Annotated in this window: 15 protein-coding genes; 10 read left to right on the forward strand and 5 right to left on the reverse strand. The window is 63.2% G+C overall.

Translation table 11 applies throughout. The features are described from left to right. The coding region (locus EN879_RS04725; RefSeq protein ID WP_127273963.1) for a WecB/TagA/CpsF family glycosyltransferase at positions 1-366 on the forward strand (366 nt) is incomplete at its 5' end. Then, positions 363-1,286, forward strand: a complete 924-nt coding sequence (locus EN879_RS04730) for a DUF6492 family protein (protein WP_063170061.1) — start codon at positions 363-365, stop codon at positions 1,284-1,286. The genes EN879_RS04725 and EN879_RS04730, both read left to right, overlap by 4 nt. 80 nt (positions 1,287-1,366) lie before the next feature. Here EN879_RS04730 and EN879_RS04735 read toward each other — a convergent pair whose 3' ends face one another. Then, on the reverse strand, positions 1,367-2,662 hold the full coding sequence (locus EN879_RS04735; protein ID WP_013530229.1) for a lipopolysaccharide biosynthesis protein: 1,296 nt from the start codon (positions 2,660-2,662) through the stop codon (positions 1,367-1,369). Between the two features lie 198 nt (positions 2,663-2,860). Between EN879_RS04735 and EN879_RS04740 the strand changes: the two genes are divergently transcribed. The 4 genes from EN879_RS04740 (at position 2,861) to EN879_RS04755 (ending at position 9,543) form a co-directional block, all read left to right on the forward strand. Next, a complete protein-coding gene (locus tag EN879_RS04740; protein ID WP_063170062.1) occupies positions 2,861-5,401 on the forward strand; it encodes a GumC family protein in 2,541 nt (846 codons plus the stop codon). Positions 5,402-5,581: 180 nt separating this feature from the next. After that, positions 5,582-6,481, forward strand: a complete 900-nt coding sequence (gene folD, locus EN879_RS04745; protein ID WP_063170063.1) for a bifunctional methylenetetrahydrofolate dehydrogenase/methenyltetrahydrofolate cyclohydrolase FolD — start codon at positions 5,582-5,584, stop codon at positions 6,479-6,481. A 56-nt stretch (positions 6,482-6,537) separates the two neighbouring features. Next, positions 6,538-7,500 (forward strand): GlxA family transcriptional regulator, encoded by a 963-nt coding sequence (locus tag EN879_RS04750; RefSeq protein ID WP_013530232.1) that lies wholly within the window; start codon positions 6,538-6,540, stop codon positions 7,498-7,500. A 378-nt stretch (positions 7,501-7,878) separates the two neighbouring features. Next, positions 7,879-9,543 carry a VWA domain-containing protein gene (locus EN879_RS04755; protein ID WP_063170064.1) on the forward strand — a complete coding sequence of 555 codons (1,665 nt, stop codon included), beginning with the start codon at positions 7,879-7,881 and terminating at the stop codon, positions 9,541-9,543. Positions 9,544-9,611: 68 nt separating this feature from the next. On the opposite strand, the gene edd is transcribed toward EN879_RS04755, so the two are convergent. From edd to zwf, 3 genes are all read right to left on the reverse strand, one after another. Further along, positions 9,612-11,435: a phosphogluconate dehydratase gene (gene edd / locus EN879_RS04760; protein ID WP_063170065.1), complete on the reverse strand. Its 1,824-nt coding sequence runs from the start codon at positions 11,433-11,435 to the stop codon at positions 9,612-9,614. Positions 11,436-11,507: 72 nt separating this feature from the next. Next, complete coding sequence (gene pgl / locus EN879_RS04765) at positions 11,508-12,224, reverse strand: 6-phosphogluconolactonase (protein ID WP_063170066.1); 717 nt, start codon at positions 12,222-12,224, stop codon at positions 11,508-11,510. After that, positions 12,206-13,675 carry a glucose-6-phosphate dehydrogenase gene (gene zwf / locus EN879_RS04770; RefSeq protein WP_013530236.1) on the reverse strand — a complete coding sequence of 490 codons (1,470 nt, stop codon included), beginning with the start codon at positions 13,673-13,675 and terminating at the stop codon, positions 12,206-12,208. Before zwf ends, pgl begins: the two co-directional genes overlap by 19 nt. Before the next feature lie 315 nt (positions 13,676-13,990). Here zwf and EN879_RS38850 point away from each other — a divergent pair, with 315 nt between their 5' ends. From EN879_RS38850 to EN879_RS04795, 4 genes are all read left to right on the forward strand, one after another. Then, on the forward strand, positions 13,991-14,737 hold the full coding sequence (locus tag EN879_RS38850) for an SDR family oxidoreductase (protein ID WP_027162287.1): 747 nt from the start codon (positions 13,991-13,993) through the stop codon (positions 14,735-14,737). Between the two features lie 488 nt (positions 14,738-15,225). After that, on the forward strand, positions 15,226-15,504 hold the full coding sequence (locus EN879_RS38855; RefSeq protein WP_063170067.1) for an RHS domain-containing protein: 279 nt from the start codon (positions 15,226-15,228) through the stop codon (positions 15,502-15,504). A 516-nt stretch (positions 15,505-16,020) separates the two neighbouring features. Next, on the forward strand, positions 16,021-16,344 hold the full coding sequence (locus tag EN879_RS04790) for a hypothetical protein (protein WP_127224236.1): 324 nt from the start codon (positions 16,021-16,023) through the stop codon (positions 16,342-16,344). Positions 16,345-16,406: 62 nt separating this feature from the next. Next, the gene (locus EN879_RS04795) at positions 16,407-17,261 is read left to right on the forward strand and encodes a hypothetical protein (protein WP_063170068.1); all 855 of its coding nucleotides are present in this window, start codon (positions 16,407-16,409) and stop codon (positions 17,259-17,261) included. 3 nt (positions 17,262-17,264) lie between these two features. Here the strand turns inward: EN879_RS04795 and EN879_RS04800 are convergent. Continuing rightward, a partial coding sequence (locus EN879_RS04800) for an SH3 domain-containing protein (RefSeq protein ID WP_164774316.1) occupies positions 17,265-17,809 on the reverse strand: 545 nt, incomplete at its 5' end.

Consider the following 17,809-nt stretch of genomic DNA (forward strand, 5'->3'; position numbering starts at 1 on the left):
ATCCATGACGGCTATTTCCCCCCTTCGCAGGAGCAGGAAATCGTCGACCGGATTGCCGCGCTTCGGCCCGACGTGCTGCTCGTGGCCATGGGCGTGCCGCGCCAGGAATTGTGGATCGAACGCCATATCGACGCGCGCCATTGCACGCTGCCGATCGCCGTCGGCGCGTTGCTTGATTTCCTGAGCGGCGCGGTGCCCCGCGCGCCCTTGTGGATGCGCCGGCTGCGGCTCGAATGGCTGTTCCGGTTGGCTGTCGAGCCGGGCCGCCTGTGGCGCCGCTATGTGGTCGGCAACCCGCTGTTCCTGCTGCGCGTCGTCAGGCAGAAATTCTCGCTTGCGCCCGAAGCCGCGGGAGATACCAAATGAACAGCAGGTTCGTGCCAGGTGCCGCTGTCGAGCCAAGCCCGCTTCGGCAGACACCGACGGCGGCCATCGTGACGGCAAGCTATGCGCCCGATTTCGAGCGCTGTCGCCTGCTGTGCGAGACACTTGATCGCCATGTTTCCGGCGCGGCGCACCATTACATCCTGGTCGAGCATCGCGATGTCGGCCTGTTTCGCCAATTGGAAACCGGCCGCCGCACGGTGGTCGACGAGCGGGAATTGCTGCCGCGCTGGCTGCACGCCTTCGACGATCCGTTCAGCCTGTTTCGCCGGCGCGTCTGGCTCAGCCTGAAGACCCAGCCGCTGCGCGGCTGGCATGTGCAGCAGTTGCGCCGCATCGCCATATCAGCGCATGCATCTCAAGACGTGCTCATCTTCTGCGATTCCGATGTTGCCTTCCTGAAACCTTTCGACTGCGGCGCCTTCTGGCGCGACGACAAGGTGCGCCTGTTCCGCCGCGACGGTGTGCTGGCGGACGAAGGTCATGAGGAGCATCGCATCTGGTCGCGCAACGCCGGCTCGGCACTCGGCATCGACCCGTCCCGGACGTCGAACCATGACTACATCTCGACGCTGATCGCGTGGCGGCGCGACACCGTGCTGGCGATGTGCGGTGCGATCGAAAGGGTCCATGGTCGCAACTGGGTCGAGGTCGTCGGCTCGGCACGCAAATTCTCCGAATGCATGATCTACGGCCGCTATGTCGACGATCTGCTGGACGGAGCCGGCCACTTCCACGGTTCCGAAGAGTTCTGCCGCGTGCACTGGACCGGCGAAGCGCTTTCGGATGACGAGTTCCGCCGCTTCGTTGCCGCCATGGCGCCGGAGCAGGTGGCGATCGGCATGCAATCCTTCATCGGCACCGATATCGGCCGCATCCGCCGTCTGATTGGGTTGGATTAGATCATCCCGAAAAGCGGAAACCGGTTTTCTCGGACAAACGATTTCCGTTTGTCCAGAAGTCATGCACAAATGAGAAAGCCCTATACGGGCTTTGCCGGCTTGCGCATCGCCGAATAGGTGAGCAGCGTCGAGGCGAGATACAGAAGCAGGAAGACGACATTGAGCGACAGCACCAGCTTCGGCGTGTCGAGGATGGTCGTCAGCACATAAGTCAGCAACAGCGCCTTCAATCCGGCGAGCAGGCCGAGATTGAGCGCCCGCACCAGCGTTTGGCCGCGTGCGAACAAAAGCTCGGCCTGGTATTCGACAAGATTGCGCAATCCCGGCACGCAGATTGCCAGCACCACCAGCGGGGCAGCCTCGGCGACATTCTTGCCGAGTGCATTGGGGAAGAAATGCAGCACGATGCCAAGTGTCAGCAGCGCCAGCGTCGAAACCGCGAACACACCGCCTTCGATGCCGCTCTTGACCGCCAGACGCGACAACAGTTCCGGCGCGCGCATCATGCGCTGCACCAGCATCATCGAGAAGGTGCGGATCGGAATCGCCGTCAGGTCGACCAGCCGCATGATGATGGCGTAGATGCCGGCCAGATGCGGGCCGCCGATCGCCAGCACGAGCAGCTTGTCGAACTCCATCTGCAGGTAGAACAGCACTTCGGCGCCGGCCACATAGATGGAATCGGCCAATCGCCTGAGATAAAGCTCGACGCGCAGCCGCAGCCTCTGGCGCGGGTAGAAGAAGCCGAAGGCGATCAGCAGCGAGGCGGCATTGGCGCCGATATAGAACCAGGACCATATCCAGACGCTGTGTTGCGCTGAGAACATGAACAGCACCGCGCCGAGCGCCCGCAGCGCGGTCGCCAGGATGGCCAGCAGCGCGGCGCGGCCGAACTTGCCCAGGCCGTTGTTGACGATCAGCGCCACCTCCACCGGCCGCCACAACAGCGCTTCGGCAAAGACGATTGCCGCAAACACCGACAGCGGCACGGTGTCGGCAAAGAAAAGCAGATAGACGCCGAACGAGGCAGCGGCCAGCAGCGGCAGCGACAGCACGCCGAGCAGCAGGAAGCCGGCGGAAAAGGTGCCGATCAGATTGGGACGGATGGTGGCGGTGCGGTAGAGCGCCGAGATGAACCCAAAGGCGAGGATGCGCGACAGCATGACGCCGGCCGCCGACGCGGTGGCGAACATGCCGAATTCGGATATCGACAGCGTGTTGGCCAGCGCGATGAAATAGGCCAGCGAAAACACCAGTCGCCCACCGGCACCGCTGATCGCTGAGAAATAGTCGCGAAGCAGCCCCCGTCGTTCGGCCAAAAAGCTGCCGATCCGGGCGAGGGGCCGCCTTTGCGGTATGTCACTGGCCTGCGTCATGTCTCAAGGAGAGCCTAGGCCGGAAAACTTAACGTGCCGTTCTGGCGGCTGGGCTTGTGTCGAAAATAGATGCAACCGAAACGAGAAACCGACGCTTCGGCGCGGGAAAATTAACCTTTTGTTTTCCATGCCTGTTTAGCGTGGCTTAACGAATGGCCAATCTCCGTTCGCAGGTCGCCAAGGGTAAAGTTCCAGACGATGGTCGACAGGGAAAACCGCGAAGACTGGAAGCGCGAGCGCTCGTTGCTGGCGCTGGGCCAGGCTGTGCGTGGCGACGAACCCGACGCGTCGCTGGTCTCGATCGGCGACCGGGCAGACCCGTCATGGCGCGAGGATGCCGCCACGCGTCATCGCCTCGCCCGCTCGCAGCGCGAGGCGCGCAACCCGAAACTGTCGGATCCGGTCGCGGCCGACGGGGATCGTGAGCAAGCTTACCGCGCGCAAACCTCGCCGCGGACACAGCCTGGTGCCGCCGAAACCGCTGGCGCTCGTCGCGCCGATCATACATCGGAACCTTACGCTGCAGGCGACGCGTCGTTATCCCGAAACGACGGCATGGACAGCCAGCAGTGGAAGCCGCTGATCGATCCGATGCAGGTGGTGCGCGGTGTCGGCAAGTCGAAGCTGCTGATCGTGACGACGACACTGCTGGGCGCCGCGCTCGGCATCACCATCGCGCTGTCGACGCCGAAGAAATATGAGGCCACCACCGAACTGATCGTCGACCCGCGCGACCTGAAGCTCACCGACCGCGATCTCACCCAGTCGGTCGTCGCTTCCGACGCCACGCTGGCCATCGTCGAGAACCAGGTCCGGGTGCTGACATCAGGCACTGTTCTCAACAAGGTCGTCGACAAGCTCAATCTGGTCAACGACCCGGAATTCAATGGGCAAGGCGGCGGCGGCCTCAGTGTCATGTCGCTCATTCGCTCCATCCTGTCCCGCAATGATGGGCCGGGGGGTGTCGACGACAGCCGTCGCCGCGCGCTTGCTGTCGGCAATCTGGCTGAGAGCCTTTCGGTCGAGCGCGGCGGCAAGACCTTCGTCATCACCGTCAGCGCCACCACGCAGAATGGCGAGAAATCGGCCCTCATCGCCAACACGATGACGGATGTCTTCCTGCAGACTTTCGGCCAGATACAGTCGGACACCGCAGGCCGCGCCACCGACGAACTGACGGCCAGGCTTGACGAGTTGCGCAAGGGCGTCGAGGCAGCCGAGCGCAAGGTCGAGGATTTCAGGGCCACGCACGATCTCGTTGACGCGCAGGGCCATCTCATCAGCGACGATGAGATGCTGAAACTCAACGAGCAGCTGTCGGTCGCGCGCGCCCGGACCCTGGAACTCAACGCCCGGGCGGCCTCGGCGCGTTCGGTCGACGTCAATTCGGTTCTCACCGGTACCTTGCCGGAGGAGATCAACTCCAACACGATGAGCGATCTGCGTTCGCAATATGCGTCGCTCAAGCAGGAAGCTGACCGCGCCGCCATCCGGCTCGGCCCGCGTCACCCCGAACTCCAGGCGATCAATGCCCAGATTGCCGGCGCACGCGAACGCATCGCCTCGGAGCTGCGCCGCATCGGCTCGTCGCTGCAGGTCGACCTCAAGCGCGCCGTCCAGCTCGAACAGGATCTTGCCTCTCGCCTGGCGCAGCTGAAGGTCCGCAGCGGCGACGTCAACAGCGACCTCGTGTCGATGCGCGAACTGGAGCGCGAGGCGACCGCCAAGCGTTCCGTCTACGAACAGTACCTGCTGCGCGCCAAGGAGACCGGCGAGCAGAAGGACATCAACACCGCCAACATCAATGTGATCTCGAAGGCCTTCGCGCCGCTTGAGCCGAACGGGCCGTCGCGGGTCGTGGTCGCGCTCGCCGGCCTGTTGCTGGGTTTCGCCTCCGGCATTGGCCTCGGAGCCATGCGTGGCGCCTATGAGAGCCTGCGTGACACCGCCAATTCGCGCTCGCGTCGCGACCATGGCACGGACGAACGCCGGACGCCTTACGAAGACAAGGCATATCGGGCAGCGCCGCCGCCGGCGCCGCCATTACCACCAGCGCCGCAGCCATCGACACCCCCGCCTGCATCACCACCGCCGGCCGTGCCACCGCCTGTCCAGCAAGCCGAGGCCTCGCCGGCAGAAGGTCCCGGCCGGATCGGTGCCTTGCTGTCGAGGCTGCACAAGTCCGTCTCCCGCAGGCCATCCCGGGAGGAGCCGTTCGATACCGTCGAATGGGCCTCTGCCGAAAACGGGGAGCCAACGCAGGATCCGCAATACCGCGCCTATCCCCGGCCGGCGCCGGCCTTCGAGCCCCGGCAGGCGGCCGCGACAGCATACCCGGCACCACCTTTCCAGCCCGGCGGCCATCCGCAGCAGACGGCGCAGCCGCCACTGCCGCCTCCCATGATGACGCAGCGGCCATATTCCGGGCCGCAGCTCTATCCCTACGCGCAGCCATTGGGCTACGCGCAGCAGCCGGGCTATCCCTATCCGCAATCTATGCCGGCCGCCAATGCCGGGCAGCAGTCCGATCCGGCTCAGCCCGCTTCCGAGTCCTATCCACAGCCGCCCGTCGCGCAGCAGCAGGCGCCTCAGCCTCATCAGCGATCGGCGGAGCCGTCGCGGGCCGTGGAGGATGCCGAGCAGCAAGCGCCAATCGAGGAAATCCGCGCCAGCCTGCGCGAATTCCGCGAAGCGGTTCGCGAACTGACCGAGAGCCGCACGCGCCGCCGCTACTTCTGAGCCACAAAAATCTGCGCGGTGCCGTACAAAAACATGCCGGTTTCGCGTAAACGGCATGGGACGGCGCTTTGGCGGGATTGCATGTTGGATTTTTCGTGAAGATGCCACGCTGTGAAAGATCGAAAAGCGCGTCGCTTCCGGAAGCGACGCGCTTGGGCATTCTGGTGTTGAGGGTGGTCCATGGCTGAAGTGATTGATGGCAAGAGCGTTGCCGGGGACGTTGTGGGGACGGTCAAGACCCTGACGGCTGAACTTGTCGCCAAGGGCAAGGCCAAGCCCGGTCTTGCCGTGGTCATCGTCGGCGAGGATCCGGCCAGCCAGGTCTATGTCGCGTCCAAGTCGCGCACCGCCAAGGAATGCGGCTTTCATTCCGTCCAGCATACGCTGCCGGCCGAAACCTCCGAAGAGGCATTGCTGAAGATCATCGGCGACCTCAACGCCGATCCGGCCATCAATGGCATCCTCGTGCAGCTTCCTCTGCCGGCCCACATTGACGCCGGCAAGATCATCCAGACCATCGCGCCGGAAAAGGATGTCGACGGCTTCCACTTCATCAATGTCGGCAAGCTCGGCACCGGTGAACTCGAAACAGCGTTCGTGCCTTGCACGCCGGCCGGCTCGATGCTTCTGATCGAGCGGGTGCGCGGCAAGGACCTGTCCGGCCTCAACGCAGTCGTCGTCGGCCGCTCCAACATCGTCGGCAAGCCGATGGCCAACCTGCTGCTTGCCGCCAACTGCACCGTCACCATCGCCCACAGCCGCACCAGGGATCTGCCGGCCTTGGCCCGCACCGCCGATATCCTTGTCGCGGCCGTCGGCAGGCCGGAGATGATCAGGGGTGATTGGGTGAAGCCAGGCGCCACCGTCATCGATGTCGGCATCAACCGCATCCCGGCGCCGGAAAAGGGCGAGGGCAAGTCCCGCCTCGTCGGCGATGTCGCCTATGCCGAAGCGGCCAGGGCCGCCAGCGCCATCACACCGGTGCCCGGCGGTGTCGGCCCCATGACCATTGCCATGCTGATGGCCAATACGTTAGCCTCCGCCTACCTTTCGGCCGGATTGAAACGGCCGTCCTTCTGACCCGCCAGAAAGCTGCAGCTTTGCCGAACCCCAGTGTTCCCTCAGAACGGCCGGTCATGACTGACCCCGTTCAAGGCGGCCGGCAGTTCGCATTCCTGCTGGTAGACAAGTTCTCCATGTTCTCGCTGGCTGCCGCGATCGATACGTTCCGGTCGGCGAACCGGTTGCTTGGCCGCGACTTCTACGGTTGGACCACGGTGTCGGCCGATGGCGATCCGGTGATGGCTTCCAATGGCCTGCCGCTCAAGATCGACTACGCCGTTGCCGACCTGCCGCCGGTCGATATCCTTTTCGTCTCGGTCGGGCTGACGACCGAATTCCCCGGCAAGAGCAAGGTGCTGGCGGCTTTGCGAAGCTGGGGCCGGCGCGGCAATGCGCTGGGTGCCCTGTCGGTCGGGTCCTACCTGCTGGCCGAGGCCGGCCAGCTCGAAGGCTATCGCTGCACCATCCATTGGGAAAACCGCGCCGGCTTCGTCGAGCGATTCCCCGACATCAACTGCACCGGCAACGTCTTCGAGATCGATCGCAAGCGCTACACCTGTGCCGGCGGCACCACTTCGATCGACCTGATGCTGGAGATCGTGCGCGGCGATTTCGGCTCGAACCTGGCCAATGGCGTCGCCAACCAGTTCCAGCACGAACGCATCCGCTCGGCCGGCGACCGTCAGCGCGTCGGACCCGAACGCGACCTGACCGGCAAGTCGGAGAAGCTCAGGCGCATCGTCGAACTGATGGCCGACCACCTCGACGAGCCGCTGTCGGCGGTACAGCTGGCCAAATCCGCCGGCCTTTCGGTGCGCCAGGTCGAGCGCCTGTTCCTGCGCCATCTCAGCGTCACGCCCGGCCGTTACTATATGCGATTGCGGCTGGAGCGGGCGCGCGAACTGCTGCGCCAGACCAACATGCCGATCCTCGACGTGGCGATCGCGACGGGCTTCACCTCGCATTCCTACTTCGCCCAGAGCTACCGGCTGCAATTCGGCAGGCCGCCTTCGGAAGAACGCCGCACGACTTACTAAGCTGGTTTTCGTTTTCGTTGAAAGTTCGGCATTCGGCCCGGCGCATCGGGCCAAGGCCATGAATTCGGGTTAATGGGTTCTTTCGGAGCCTTCGCCGCGCGTAGGCTGACGGGTGCAACAAACGAAAAACCCGCCTATTGCGGCGGGTCACCGGCGCAAATCAGCACCATAGCCAAATATGTACCTTAGCTGAGGTCATGGTGTCAAGAAAAAATTCCTATTACCGGGTAAAAGGCTGCCGACACCGCCGAACTGGCTGTCGTCAGGATTTTTGTTAAGCTGGGTCCGCAGCCCTGCGCACCGGGCGCCCGGACTTGTGTCCCGGCGCCGCGTCAAATAGCTTGCCGCCCGGATCAGGGGCGGATTTAGGAGATTTCGATGGCGGGACTTGCACGGGGCGTCGCTGCGGCGATCCTCCTTTTGTCGATGACGACGTTCGGCTTCGCCGCAAACAAGGTCATCATCATTCTCGATGCGTCCGGCTCGATGTGGGCGCAGATCGACGGCAGGCCCAAGCTCGAAATCGCCCGCGAGTCGCTTCGAACCGTGCTTCAATCGGTCCCCACCGACGACGAGATCGGCTTCATGGCCTATGGCCACCGTGAAAAGGGCAGCTGCGACGACATCCAGCTGATCGTGCCGCCGCAGGCAGGTTCGGGCAGCGCCATTTCGGCCGCCGCCGACAGCCTGAAATTCCTCGGCAAGACGCCGCTGACGGCGGCGGTCAAACAGGCGGCCGAGGCGCTGAAATACACCGAGGACAAGGCGACGGTCGTGCTCATCACCGACGGGCTCGAAACATGCGGCGGTGACCCCTGCGCGCTTGGTAAGGAGCTCGAGGCATCCGGCGTCGACTTCACCGCCGATGTCGTCGGCTTCGGCCTGACCGCCGACGAGGGCAAGCAGATCGCCTGCCTCGCCGACAACACCGGCGGCAAATACATCCAGGCCTCCGACGAGAAGGCGCTGCAGGAGGCGCTTGCCGAGACCGTGGCAGCACCAGCGCCGGCTCCTGAACCGGCTCCGGCACCTGCGCCGGCACCCGCGCCCGAGCCGGCCAAACCGGACTTCAATTTCCTGCCGATAGCGGTGCTTGCCGAGGGCGGCGATCCCGTCACTGACGGCAACGCCTGGGAGATCTACAAGGCGAAACCCGACGGTACGCGCGGCGACTACGTCAGCACCGAATACGGCGCCTACAAGGCCAATCTGGAACCGGGCGACTATATCGTCGTGGCCAGCGACGGCCAGGCCAAGACCGAGCAGAAAGTCAAGATCGAGGCGGGCCAAGTCTACGCGCCTCTCTTCAACTTGAATGCCGGCACGCTCATCATCCATCCGCGACCGAGCGAGGGGGCAGATGTCGTCGATGGCGCGGCTATCGTCATCGATTATCCGGGTGCTGACATGCCCGCCACCTTCTATGGGACCACGAAAGCCGTGTTGCCGGCCGGCGACGAGAAAGTGACGGTCACGATCGGCCAGGGGGTGGCTACCGAAACGATTCCGCTGGCTGCCGGCAAGACCGTGGAAAAGAACATGATTGTCGGTGTCGGCCATGTCGTTGCCAATGCTTATTATGCTGCCGGCGGCGACAAGGCGGACGGTTCAGGCATCGGCTTCAAGGTGCTCAAGGCAAAAAAGAAGATCGATGGAACCAGGGACGAGGTGACCTATGCCTACGGACCCGACAGCAAATTCGATCTGCCGGCCGATGACTATGTCTTGATTGCGACGGTTGATCTCGCCGTTGTCGAGCAGCCGTTCACCGTCAAGGTCGGCGAATTTCAGGATCTGAAAATCGCAATGAATGCCGGCGTGCTGGCGATCACCGCGCCGGGAGCCTCGAAGATCGAGATTTTCGAGGCCAAGAAGGACATCAACGGCAACCGCAAGTCGCTTGGCTATGCATTCGACCAGAAGTACCAGGCAGCGATCCCGGCGGGCGACTATGCCGTCGTCTCGGAGAAATCCGACAACAGTTCGAAAGAAGGCAACGTGACGGTCAAGGCCGGCGAGCGAGCTGAGCTAACCGTGCAATAGAATCGTATGCACAACCGCAAGAGGGCGGCCAAGTGCCGCCCCTTTTCATGGGTTGCGCAGAACTGCCGTCAGGCCGTGCCGAAGGCGCTGGCGCCATGATCGGCGCGGCCGACCAATTGCCGGAAGCCGGCAAACAGCTCGCGGCCGAAACCGAACTCGTTGCCGATGAGGTCGGCATCCGCCGTCCGGCGCAGCGCGAAATCGCCGGCCGGCACCAGCACTTCCAGCGTGCCGGCATCGGCGTCGAGCCGGATGATGTCGCCTTCGTGGATCCTGGCGATAGGACCCTCCTCGACCGCTTCCGGTGTGACATGGATCGCCGCCGGCACCTTGCCGGAGGCGCCCGACATGCGCCCGTCGGTGACCAGCGCCACGCGCTGGCCGCGATCCTGCAGGATGCCGAGCACGGTGGTCAGCTTGTGCAGTTCCGGCATGCCGTTGGCCTTCGGCCCCTGGAAGCGGATGACGGCGATGAAGTCGCCGGTCAGCGTGCCTGCCTTGAACGCATCGTTCAGCCCTTGCTGGCTGTCGAAGACCCTGGCCGGCGCCTCGATGATACGCCGCTCCGGCTTCACCGCGGAAGTCTTGATGACGGCGTGGCCGAGATTGCCTGACAGCACCTTCAGGCCACCGGTCGCCTGGAACGCCTTGTTGAAAGGCGCCAGCACCTTTTCGTCGCCGCTTGTCCGCGGCGAGGCTTCGCGCACCACGCCTCCGTCGGCGCCGAGCTTTGCCTCGACCGCATAGGGCCGCAGGCCTTCGCCCCACACCGTCTGCACATCCTCATGCAGGATGCCTTCGTCGAGCAGTTCGCGGATCAGGAAGCCGAGCCCGCCGGCGGCGTGGAAATGGTTCACGTCGGCGAGGCCGTTCGGATAGACCCGCGCCAGCAGCGGCACCGCTTCCGACAGGTCGGAAATATCCTGCCATGTGATGGCGATGCCGGCCGCCGCCGCCATGGCGATCAGGTGGATGGTGTGATTGGTCGAGCCGCCGGTGGCATGCAGGCCGACGACGCCGTTGACGATCGAGCGCTCGTCGATCATCCGCCCGACGGGCGTATAGGCGTTGCCAAGCGCAGTAATCGCCAGCGCCCGCTTGGTCGCCTCGCGGGTCAAAGCCTCGCGCAGCGGCGTGCCTGGATTGACGAAGGACGCGCCCGGCGTGTGCAGGCCCATGATCTCCATCAGCATCTGGTTGGAATTCGCCGTGCCGTAGAAGGTGCAGGTGCCCGGTCCATGGTAAGATTTGGACTCGGCCTCCAGCAGTTCGGCGCGTCCGGCCTTGCCCTCGGCGTAGAGCTGGCGGACCTTGGCCTTTTCGTCATTGGGCAGGCCTGATGTCATCGGTCCGGCCGGAATGAACACCGCCGGCAGATGGCCGAAGGTGAGGGCGGCGATCACCAGCCCCGGCACGATCTTGTCACAGACGCCGAGATAGACGGCGGCGTCGAACATGTTGTGCGACAGGCCGATCGCGGCGGCCATGGCGATGACATCGCGCGAAAACAGCGACAGCTCCATGCCGGGCTGGCCCTGGGTGACGCCGTCGCACATCGCCGGCACGCCGCCTGCCACCTGGGCGATGCCGCCGGCTTTGCGGGCTGCATCCTTGATCAGCGCGGGGAAGCTCTCGAACGGCTGATGCGCCGACAGCATGTCGTTATAGGAGGTGATGATGCCGAGGTTCGGCACCTTGTCGGCGCCCAGCGCGAGCTTTTCCGAGGGGCTGCACACCGCAAAGCCGTGAGCGAGGTTGCCGCACGACAAAACGGCCCGGTTGGCGGTGCGGTTCGACGCCTCGGCGATGCGGCCGAGATAACGCTCGCGGCCGGGCTTAGAGCGCTGGCGGATGCGTTCGGTAATGGCTTCGATGTCGCGTCTGGCGGTCATGGTGTCGGTCCTTTCAGGCGAGGTCCCGGAAACATCCTCCCGCCGTTTGCCGGGACCGGTGTAAATCGAGAATCAGGGTGCCCAGAAAACCTCTACGGGCTTTTGCGCTGCGTCGAGCACGGCGCGGATTGGCTTTCGCGGCCCGGGCGCCACCGCGCCGTCGAAGGCGATACGCTTGTCCTCACCCTCGATGTGCAGCGCGATGAAGCCGGCTTCGACGATGCGGGCCAGCGACAGGGTCAGCCGCGGCTCGCCCGCACTTGCCGCATGAACCGGCAGCACGATCCTGTCGGAAGACGGGTCGAGCAGCGTTGCCAGGTCGGCGGCATCGGGAAAGAACGAGGCGGTGTGGCCGTCCGGCCCCATGCCGAGCACGACGACATCGAGCGGCCAGGGCAAGGATCGGAGCGCTGCATCGTCGGACGAGGCCGCATCCTCGATGCTGGTGGCTTCGTGATAGAGCGGCACGAAACGAGCCGCCTTGGCCGCGTTCTGCAACAGATTGGCGGCCACCAGCCCGGCATTGGAGCGTGGCGAGGAGGCCGGCACGAAACGCTCGTCGACCAGCGTCACGATCACCTTGTCCCAGGCGATGGGTATCGCTGAAAGGGCGGCGAAGAATTTTGCCGGCGTGGTGCCGCCGGAGACGGCGAGCAACCCCGTGCCGCGCTCGGCGATCGCCTTGGTCAGTCTGCCTGCAACATGGCCGGCAAGGGCTGCCGCCAGTTCCTGGCGCCCGCTGAAGCCGTTCCAGCTGTAGGCGGCGCTGTTCAATTGCTCTCGTGCCATGTCCGCCCGTCACGTTCGATCAGCGCTATCGAGGCCGATGGACCCCAGGTGCCCGCCGTGTAGCCCTGCGCCTCCTGCCTGGCACTTTCCCAGGCATTCTGGATCGGGTCGATCCATTTCCACGCCGCCTCGACTTCGTCACGGCGCATGAACAGGGTCTGGTTGCCACGGATGACGTCCATGATCAGCCGCTCATAGGCGTCCGGTGCGCGGCCGTCGAAGGACTGCGCGAAACTCATGTCGAGCGAAATCTGGCGCAGCCGCATGCCGCCCGGGCCCGGATCCTTGATCATGATGAACTGCTTGACGCCTTCGTCCGGCTGCAGCCGGATGACAAGCTGGTTGGCGAAGATCGGTCCGGCGCTGTCGCCGAAGATCGAATGCGGGATCGGCTTGAATTCGATGACGATTTCCGAAACCCGCGTCGCCAGCCGTTTGCCGGTACGCAGATAGAACGGAACGCCCGACCAGCGCCAATTGCCGATCTCGGCCTTGATGGCGACGAAGGTCTCGGTGTTGCTGTCCTTGCCGAGTTCCTCGACATAGCCTTTCACCGGTCCGCCGGCCGAAGCCCCGGCGCGATACTGCCCGCGCACGGTGTGCTTCGGCGCTTCGTTGCCGTTGATGCGCTTCAGTGCCCGCAGCACCTTCAGCTTTTCGTCGCGCACGGCGTCGGCATCCATCGACGACGGCGCTTCCATGGCGACGAGGCACAAGAGCTGCAGCATATGGTTCTGCACCATGTCGCGCAGCGCGCCGGCCTTGTCGTAATAGGTGACGCGGTCCTCCAGGCCGACGGTCTCGGCCACGGTGATCTGGACATGGTCGATATGGGCTGAATTCCACAACGGTTCGTAGAGCGCGTTGGCAAAGCGCAGCGCCATCAGGTTCTGCACCGTCTCCTTGCCGAGATAATGGTCGATGCGGAAGATCTGGCTTTCGTGGAAGTCGTCGCCGACCAGGTCGTTGAGCTTGCGTGCCGAATCGAGATCGCGGCCGATCGGCTTTTCCAGCACGATGCGCGAGTTCGGCGTGATCAGATTGTGCTCTTTCAGCTTGTGCGAGATGTCGCCGAACAGCGCCGGCGCCACCGCCAGGTAGAAGGCGCGGATGCGGTCGCTGTCGCCGATCGCCTTCTTGAGCTTGTCGAAGCCGGCGCCGCTCGTCGCATCGGCGGAGACGTAGGACAGCCGCGCCAGAAAGGTCTTCAGTTCCTTGGCGTCGATGTCGGCCGGTTTGACGTGGTCCGAGATCGCCTGCTTGGCGAAGGCCTGGAATTCTTCGTCGCTCATCTTCGAGCGCGAGGTGCCGATGATGCGTGTCGGCTCCGAAAACTGATGGTCGCGCTGGCGATAATAGAGCGACGGCAGAAGCTTGCGCTCCGACAGATCGCCGGTGCCGCCGAAAATGATGAAGTCGAAAGGATCGACGGGGATGATCTGGCTGGTCATGGTCTGTCCGCTCTGACGCCGGTCGCTGTGACGCGGCTGATATAATCTAATCGATTTAAATTTTCCAGTGCCATGGTGTCACATCTGGGTGTATGCGCCTGCCCCTTGACAGTCCGATGACCCGGAGGCTTGTCGACAGGCGCGGCACCGGAAGCCTTCGCAGTTGCAGCATAGAGCGGGATCGACGCGAAAGCCAAAGGAGAAATCGGCGATGGCCGCACATCTTTCGAGCAATCCGGCCAGAAGCCACGGGTTCGCGCGGATGTGCGCTATCGGCGCGCCGGTTGATCGTCATCAATCATGAGCGGGAAAAACATGCGTCTGGAAAACAAGGTTGCCGTCATCACCGGTGCTGCGTCCGGTTTTGGCGAGGGCATCGCCAGGCGCTTTGCGCAGGAGGGTGCCAGGGTCGTTGTCGCCGATCTCAACGCCAGGGGCGCGGAGCGCGTCGCCGGCGAGATCGGCGAAGCGGCGATCTGGACCCAGACCGATGTCTCGCTGCGCTCCGAATTCGACGAGATGATCTATGCCGCCAAAAGCGCATTCGGCCGCATCGACATCATGGTCAACAATGCCGGCTACACCCATCGCAACGGCGACATGCTCAATGTCGACGAGGAGACCTTCGACCTGATAACCGCCGTCAACATGAAGGCGATCTATCACGCGGCACTCGCCGTGGTGCCGATCATGGAGCGGCAGGGCGGCGGCGTCATCCTGACCACGGCCTCCACCGCGGGTCTGCGGCCGCGCCCCGGCCTCACCTGGTACAATGCGTCGAAAGGCTGGGCGATCACCGCCACCAAATCGATGGCGGTGGAACTGGCGCCGAAGAACATCCGCGTCAACTGCCTCTGCCCGGTTGCCGGCGAGACCGGCATGCTGGAGAAATTCATGGGCGCCGACACACCCGAAATCCGCGAGAAGTTCCGCGCATCGATCCCGCTCGGCCGGCTCTCGACGCCGCTCGACATCGCCAACGCCGCACTCTGGCTGGCCTCGGACGAAGCCGCCTTCATCACCGGCGTGGCGCTGGAGGTCGACGGCGGACGCTGCATCTGAACGCCTGGGTAGCAGGCCAGGATCTCATCCGCTGCAATACCAGGACAAGCGCAATCTCACGGCAATCGAGGATCAACCCCGCCAACAATGAGACCTACACCTATACGGCCAACGGCTTCATCGAGAATGCCGATGGGCCGTGGGGCAGCCTCACCTATACGATCGACGGTGTCGGCAACATCACCCAGCGCACCGTAACCATTGGTGGCGTCACCTCTATCGATACCTACAGCCTTCAGGGCGGCTCCAACCGGCTGACCGGCATCCTCACCGGCGGCGCACCGAGCCGCGGCTTCCAGTCGGACCTTGCCGGCAACGTCACGCAGGACGCGACCGTCTCGCCGGAGCTCACCAAGACCTACAGCTACAATGCCGCCGGCCAGCTCTCGGGCGCCACCACGAACGGCACGACGGCAGGCGCCTACATCTACGACTACCTGTCGCGGCTGGTCTCGCGCACCATCGCCGCCTCGTCGGCCACGCTGCACATGGTGCACGACCTCGACGGCAATGTAATCGCCGAATATGACGCGTCCGGCGCGCTGGTCACCGAATACATCTGGGTCGAAGGCCGCCCGCTGGCGATGGTCGCCGACGCCGGCATCACGCCGGTGCTCTATTACGTGCTGACTGACCATCTCGAACGGCCGGTCATGATGACCGACCAGGGCCGCAATGTCGTCTGGCAGGCGAGCTATCTACCTTACGGTGAGGTGCGTAGCATCAGTGGCACGGCGACGCTCAACCAGCGCTTCCCCGGCCAATAGTTCCAGATCGAGACGGGGCTCGCCTACAATTGGCACCGCCATTATGATGCTTCCATCGGGCGCTATCTGCAGCCCGATCCGCTCGGTATGCCGAATGGGCCGTCAAGGTGGGCGTATGTCGGCAACAGCCCGCTGATGAAGGTGGATCCGAGCGGGTTGTATTGGGTTCCAGGTCCAGGAGGGAATCGATGGTGGTGTTGGGGTGGCAATCCCTTGGACTGCGTTTTACGTCCCCCCCCCGCAGCCAGGGCCACAATCTTGCCCGATGCCGTCGGAACGGCGTACGACGCCTCCGCCTCCGCCGCCAGCTGGGCCGCCGGATGACGACCCTTGTGAGGAACAGCTTGCCGCTGATGAGGCGCAGTGCCAATTGCTATCCTCGGGGCGTGGTGGCGGGCGCACAACCAAAGCTGGTAGAAATTGGTATGCAGCTTGTATGGCAATAGCCAGTGAAAGATATGCCGCTTGTAGGGCAGGGAAACCCTTGCCGCCGTTTCCAATATGGAAAATGTAGCTATGAAATTTCTATTTCGGGAGAGGCTGGAAGTTTTGAACTCAGATGATTTATTTGAGTTTGGAATAACAAAAATCAATAAAAATAAAAGCGAAGAATATTTATATGAAACAGAGGCAATCTTCATAAGAAACGGGAAAGTAACATCAAGAATAAAGTTGACTGGATTGAGTGAGTTTAAGGTTATAATGAGCTCGTTATCCTATTTTGGGTCAAAATTAAGGGGAATAGCAAAAGATGAATCGATTACTTTTGATTTTGATGGATTAACATTTGACCAATATATACCAATAAACAAAAATTTAAGATTGATTTGGGATGAATGATTTAAAGAAAGATAAACAACGATTGTAGGGTGACAGCACACTTTTATTCTCGATGGTGGACTGTGGTCGAAGAAAATCCCCGTGATTCATCGGCCTCTTGCGAGTGCCAATCCTCCGGCTTCGCCCTCGTCGCTGTCCTTGTCTTCCTCCTCATCGTCTCCGCCATCACCTCGACCTTCGCCCTGACCGCCTGGACGCGGCTCAAGATCGCTTCGAATGAGACCGAAAGCCAGCGGTTCGGCCTGCTCGCCGAAGGCCTGACCAACGTGCTGGCCGCGCGCCTGTCGAGCGCCGGGCCGGACATCGGGTTGCCGCTCAATTTCGAGCCAGTCTCCTGCGTGGTCGGCGATCTGACGGTCGTGATGCGGTTGCAGGGGCATTCGGGCCTGATCGATCTCAACGCCGCCGATCACAATCTGCTTGCCCAGGGTTTCGCTTCGCTCGGCGTCGATCCGGAGATGTCCAACTGGCTTGCGATCGCGGTCGAATATTCCCGCAGCGGCGCCAGCATCTTTGCCGCGGTGGCCACGCAAAAGGTCGAAGTCGTGGGTGGTTTCAAGCATGCACCGTTCGAATCCGTGGCTGAGCTGCAGGACTTTTCCAGGCTGCGCTCGATTTCTTTGCCTGATCTCTACAGCACATTCACGGTCAATTCGCGGCGCGGCGATCTGGTCGTAAGTCGAGCCGGCCCCACGCTGGCCAACTTCGTCAAGGCCGGAACATCGGCAGGTGCAAAGATACCCGAGCAGGCCTTCACGATCGAGGTTTCCGTCAGCCGGCGAGGCTCGGCCATCGTCGGTTCCGCCGGCTATGTCTTCGAAAGCCGTTCGGGCGATCAAGCAAGCCTGCTCCGCACTGCAGCGGTTTTGGGAACGATAGGCGCCAAGATAAGGGGCGTGCCTCACCCAAGGCGGTAGACGTCAGGCGCCGGTCTTGATGTAGCTCTTGTAGATCCAGCCGGTCTTGCCGTTGTAGGTGATCTGGCACCATTTCTTGCAGCTCATCACCTGCACCGAGGTTTTGGCTGGCACCGTACCGATGGCGGCGGCATTTTTCTTCGGGCCGCTTCGCATGGTCACGGCCCTCAGGATGCGTCCTGTTCCGGCGGCTGCGGCTTTCCTTGGCTTCGCCTTGGCCTGGCTGTCATCACCTTCTGCCGCGGGCTCTTGAGCCGGCACTTGCGGTTGCACCTCGGGAATGGCGGCGGTTTGTGCGCCGTCGGGATGGTTGCCCGCGGTTGCGCCGGGCGCGGCTACCTTGGCAAGTTCGGTGGCGGCATCGGTATCGGCTGCCGGCTGCGCGAATGCCGCCGTTTGCTTGTCGGGTGCCTTGTCCGCCACCTGGCTGGGAGCAGTCGAATCGGACGCGGATGCGGCCTTCAGCTGGGAACCGGTCCAGCGCGGGTCATTGGCGGCGAGTGCGGGAATGTTGTCTTGCGCGGCCGCCACAGTTGTTGGAATTGCGT

The sequence above is a fragment of the Mesorhizobium sp. M7A.F.Ca.AU.002.02.1.1 genome (assembly GCF_003998535.1).
In the GTDB taxonomy this organism is placed as follows: Bacteria; Pseudomonadota; Alphaproteobacteria; order Rhizobiales; family Rhizobiaceae; genus Mesorhizobium; species Mesorhizobium ciceri.

What these genes read in the sequence shown, in the direction of transcription:
- EN879_RS38850 (WP_027162287.1), top strand. Translation starts at nt 13,991, where the DNA reads ATGCGTCTGGAAAACAAGGTTGCCGTCATCACCGGTGCTGCGTCCGGT.
- EN879_RS04740 (WP_063170062.1), top strand. Translation starts at nt 2,861, where the DNA reads ATGGTCGACAGGGAAAACCGCGAAGACTGGAAGCGCGAGCGCTCGTTG.
- folD (WP_063170063.1), top strand. Translation starts at nt 5,582, where the DNA reads ATGGCTGAAGTGATTGATGGCAAGAGCGTTGCCGGGGACGTTGTGGGG.
- edd (WP_063170065.1), bottom strand. Translation starts at nt 11,435, where the DNA reads ATGACCGCCAGACGCGACATCGAAGCCATTACCGAACGCATCCGCCAG.
- pgl (WP_063170066.1), bottom strand. Translation starts at nt 12,224, where the DNA reads ATGGCACGAGAGCAATTGAACAGCGCCGCCTACAGCTGGAACGGCTTC.
- EN879_RS04730 (WP_063170061.1), top strand. Translation starts at nt 363, where the DNA reads ATGAACAGCAGGTTCGTGCCAGGTGCCGCTGTCGAGCCAAGCCCGCTT.
- EN879_RS04750 (WP_013530232.1), top strand. Translation starts at nt 6,538, where the DNA reads ATGACTGACCCCGTTCAAGGCGGCCGGCAGTTCGCATTCCTGCTGGTA.
- EN879_RS04755 (WP_063170064.1), top strand. Translation starts at nt 7,879, where the DNA reads ATGGCGGGACTTGCACGGGGCGTCGCTGCGGCGATCCTCCTTTTGTCG.
- EN879_RS38855 (WP_063170067.1), top strand. Translation starts at nt 15,226, where the DNA reads ATGGTGCACGACCTCGACGGCAATGTAATCGCCGAATATGACGCGTCC.
- zwf (WP_013530236.1), bottom strand. Translation starts at nt 13,675, where the DNA reads ATGACCAGCCAGATCATCCCCGTCGATCCTTTCGACTTCATCATTTTC.
- EN879_RS04790 (WP_127224236.1), top strand. Translation starts at nt 16,021, where the DNA reads ATGAAATTTCTATTTCGGGAGAGGCTGGAAGTTTTGAACTCAGATGAT.
- EN879_RS04735 (WP_013530229.1), bottom strand. Translation starts at nt 2,662, where the DNA reads ATGACGCAGGCCAGTGACATACCGCAAAGGCGGCCCCTCGCCCGGATC.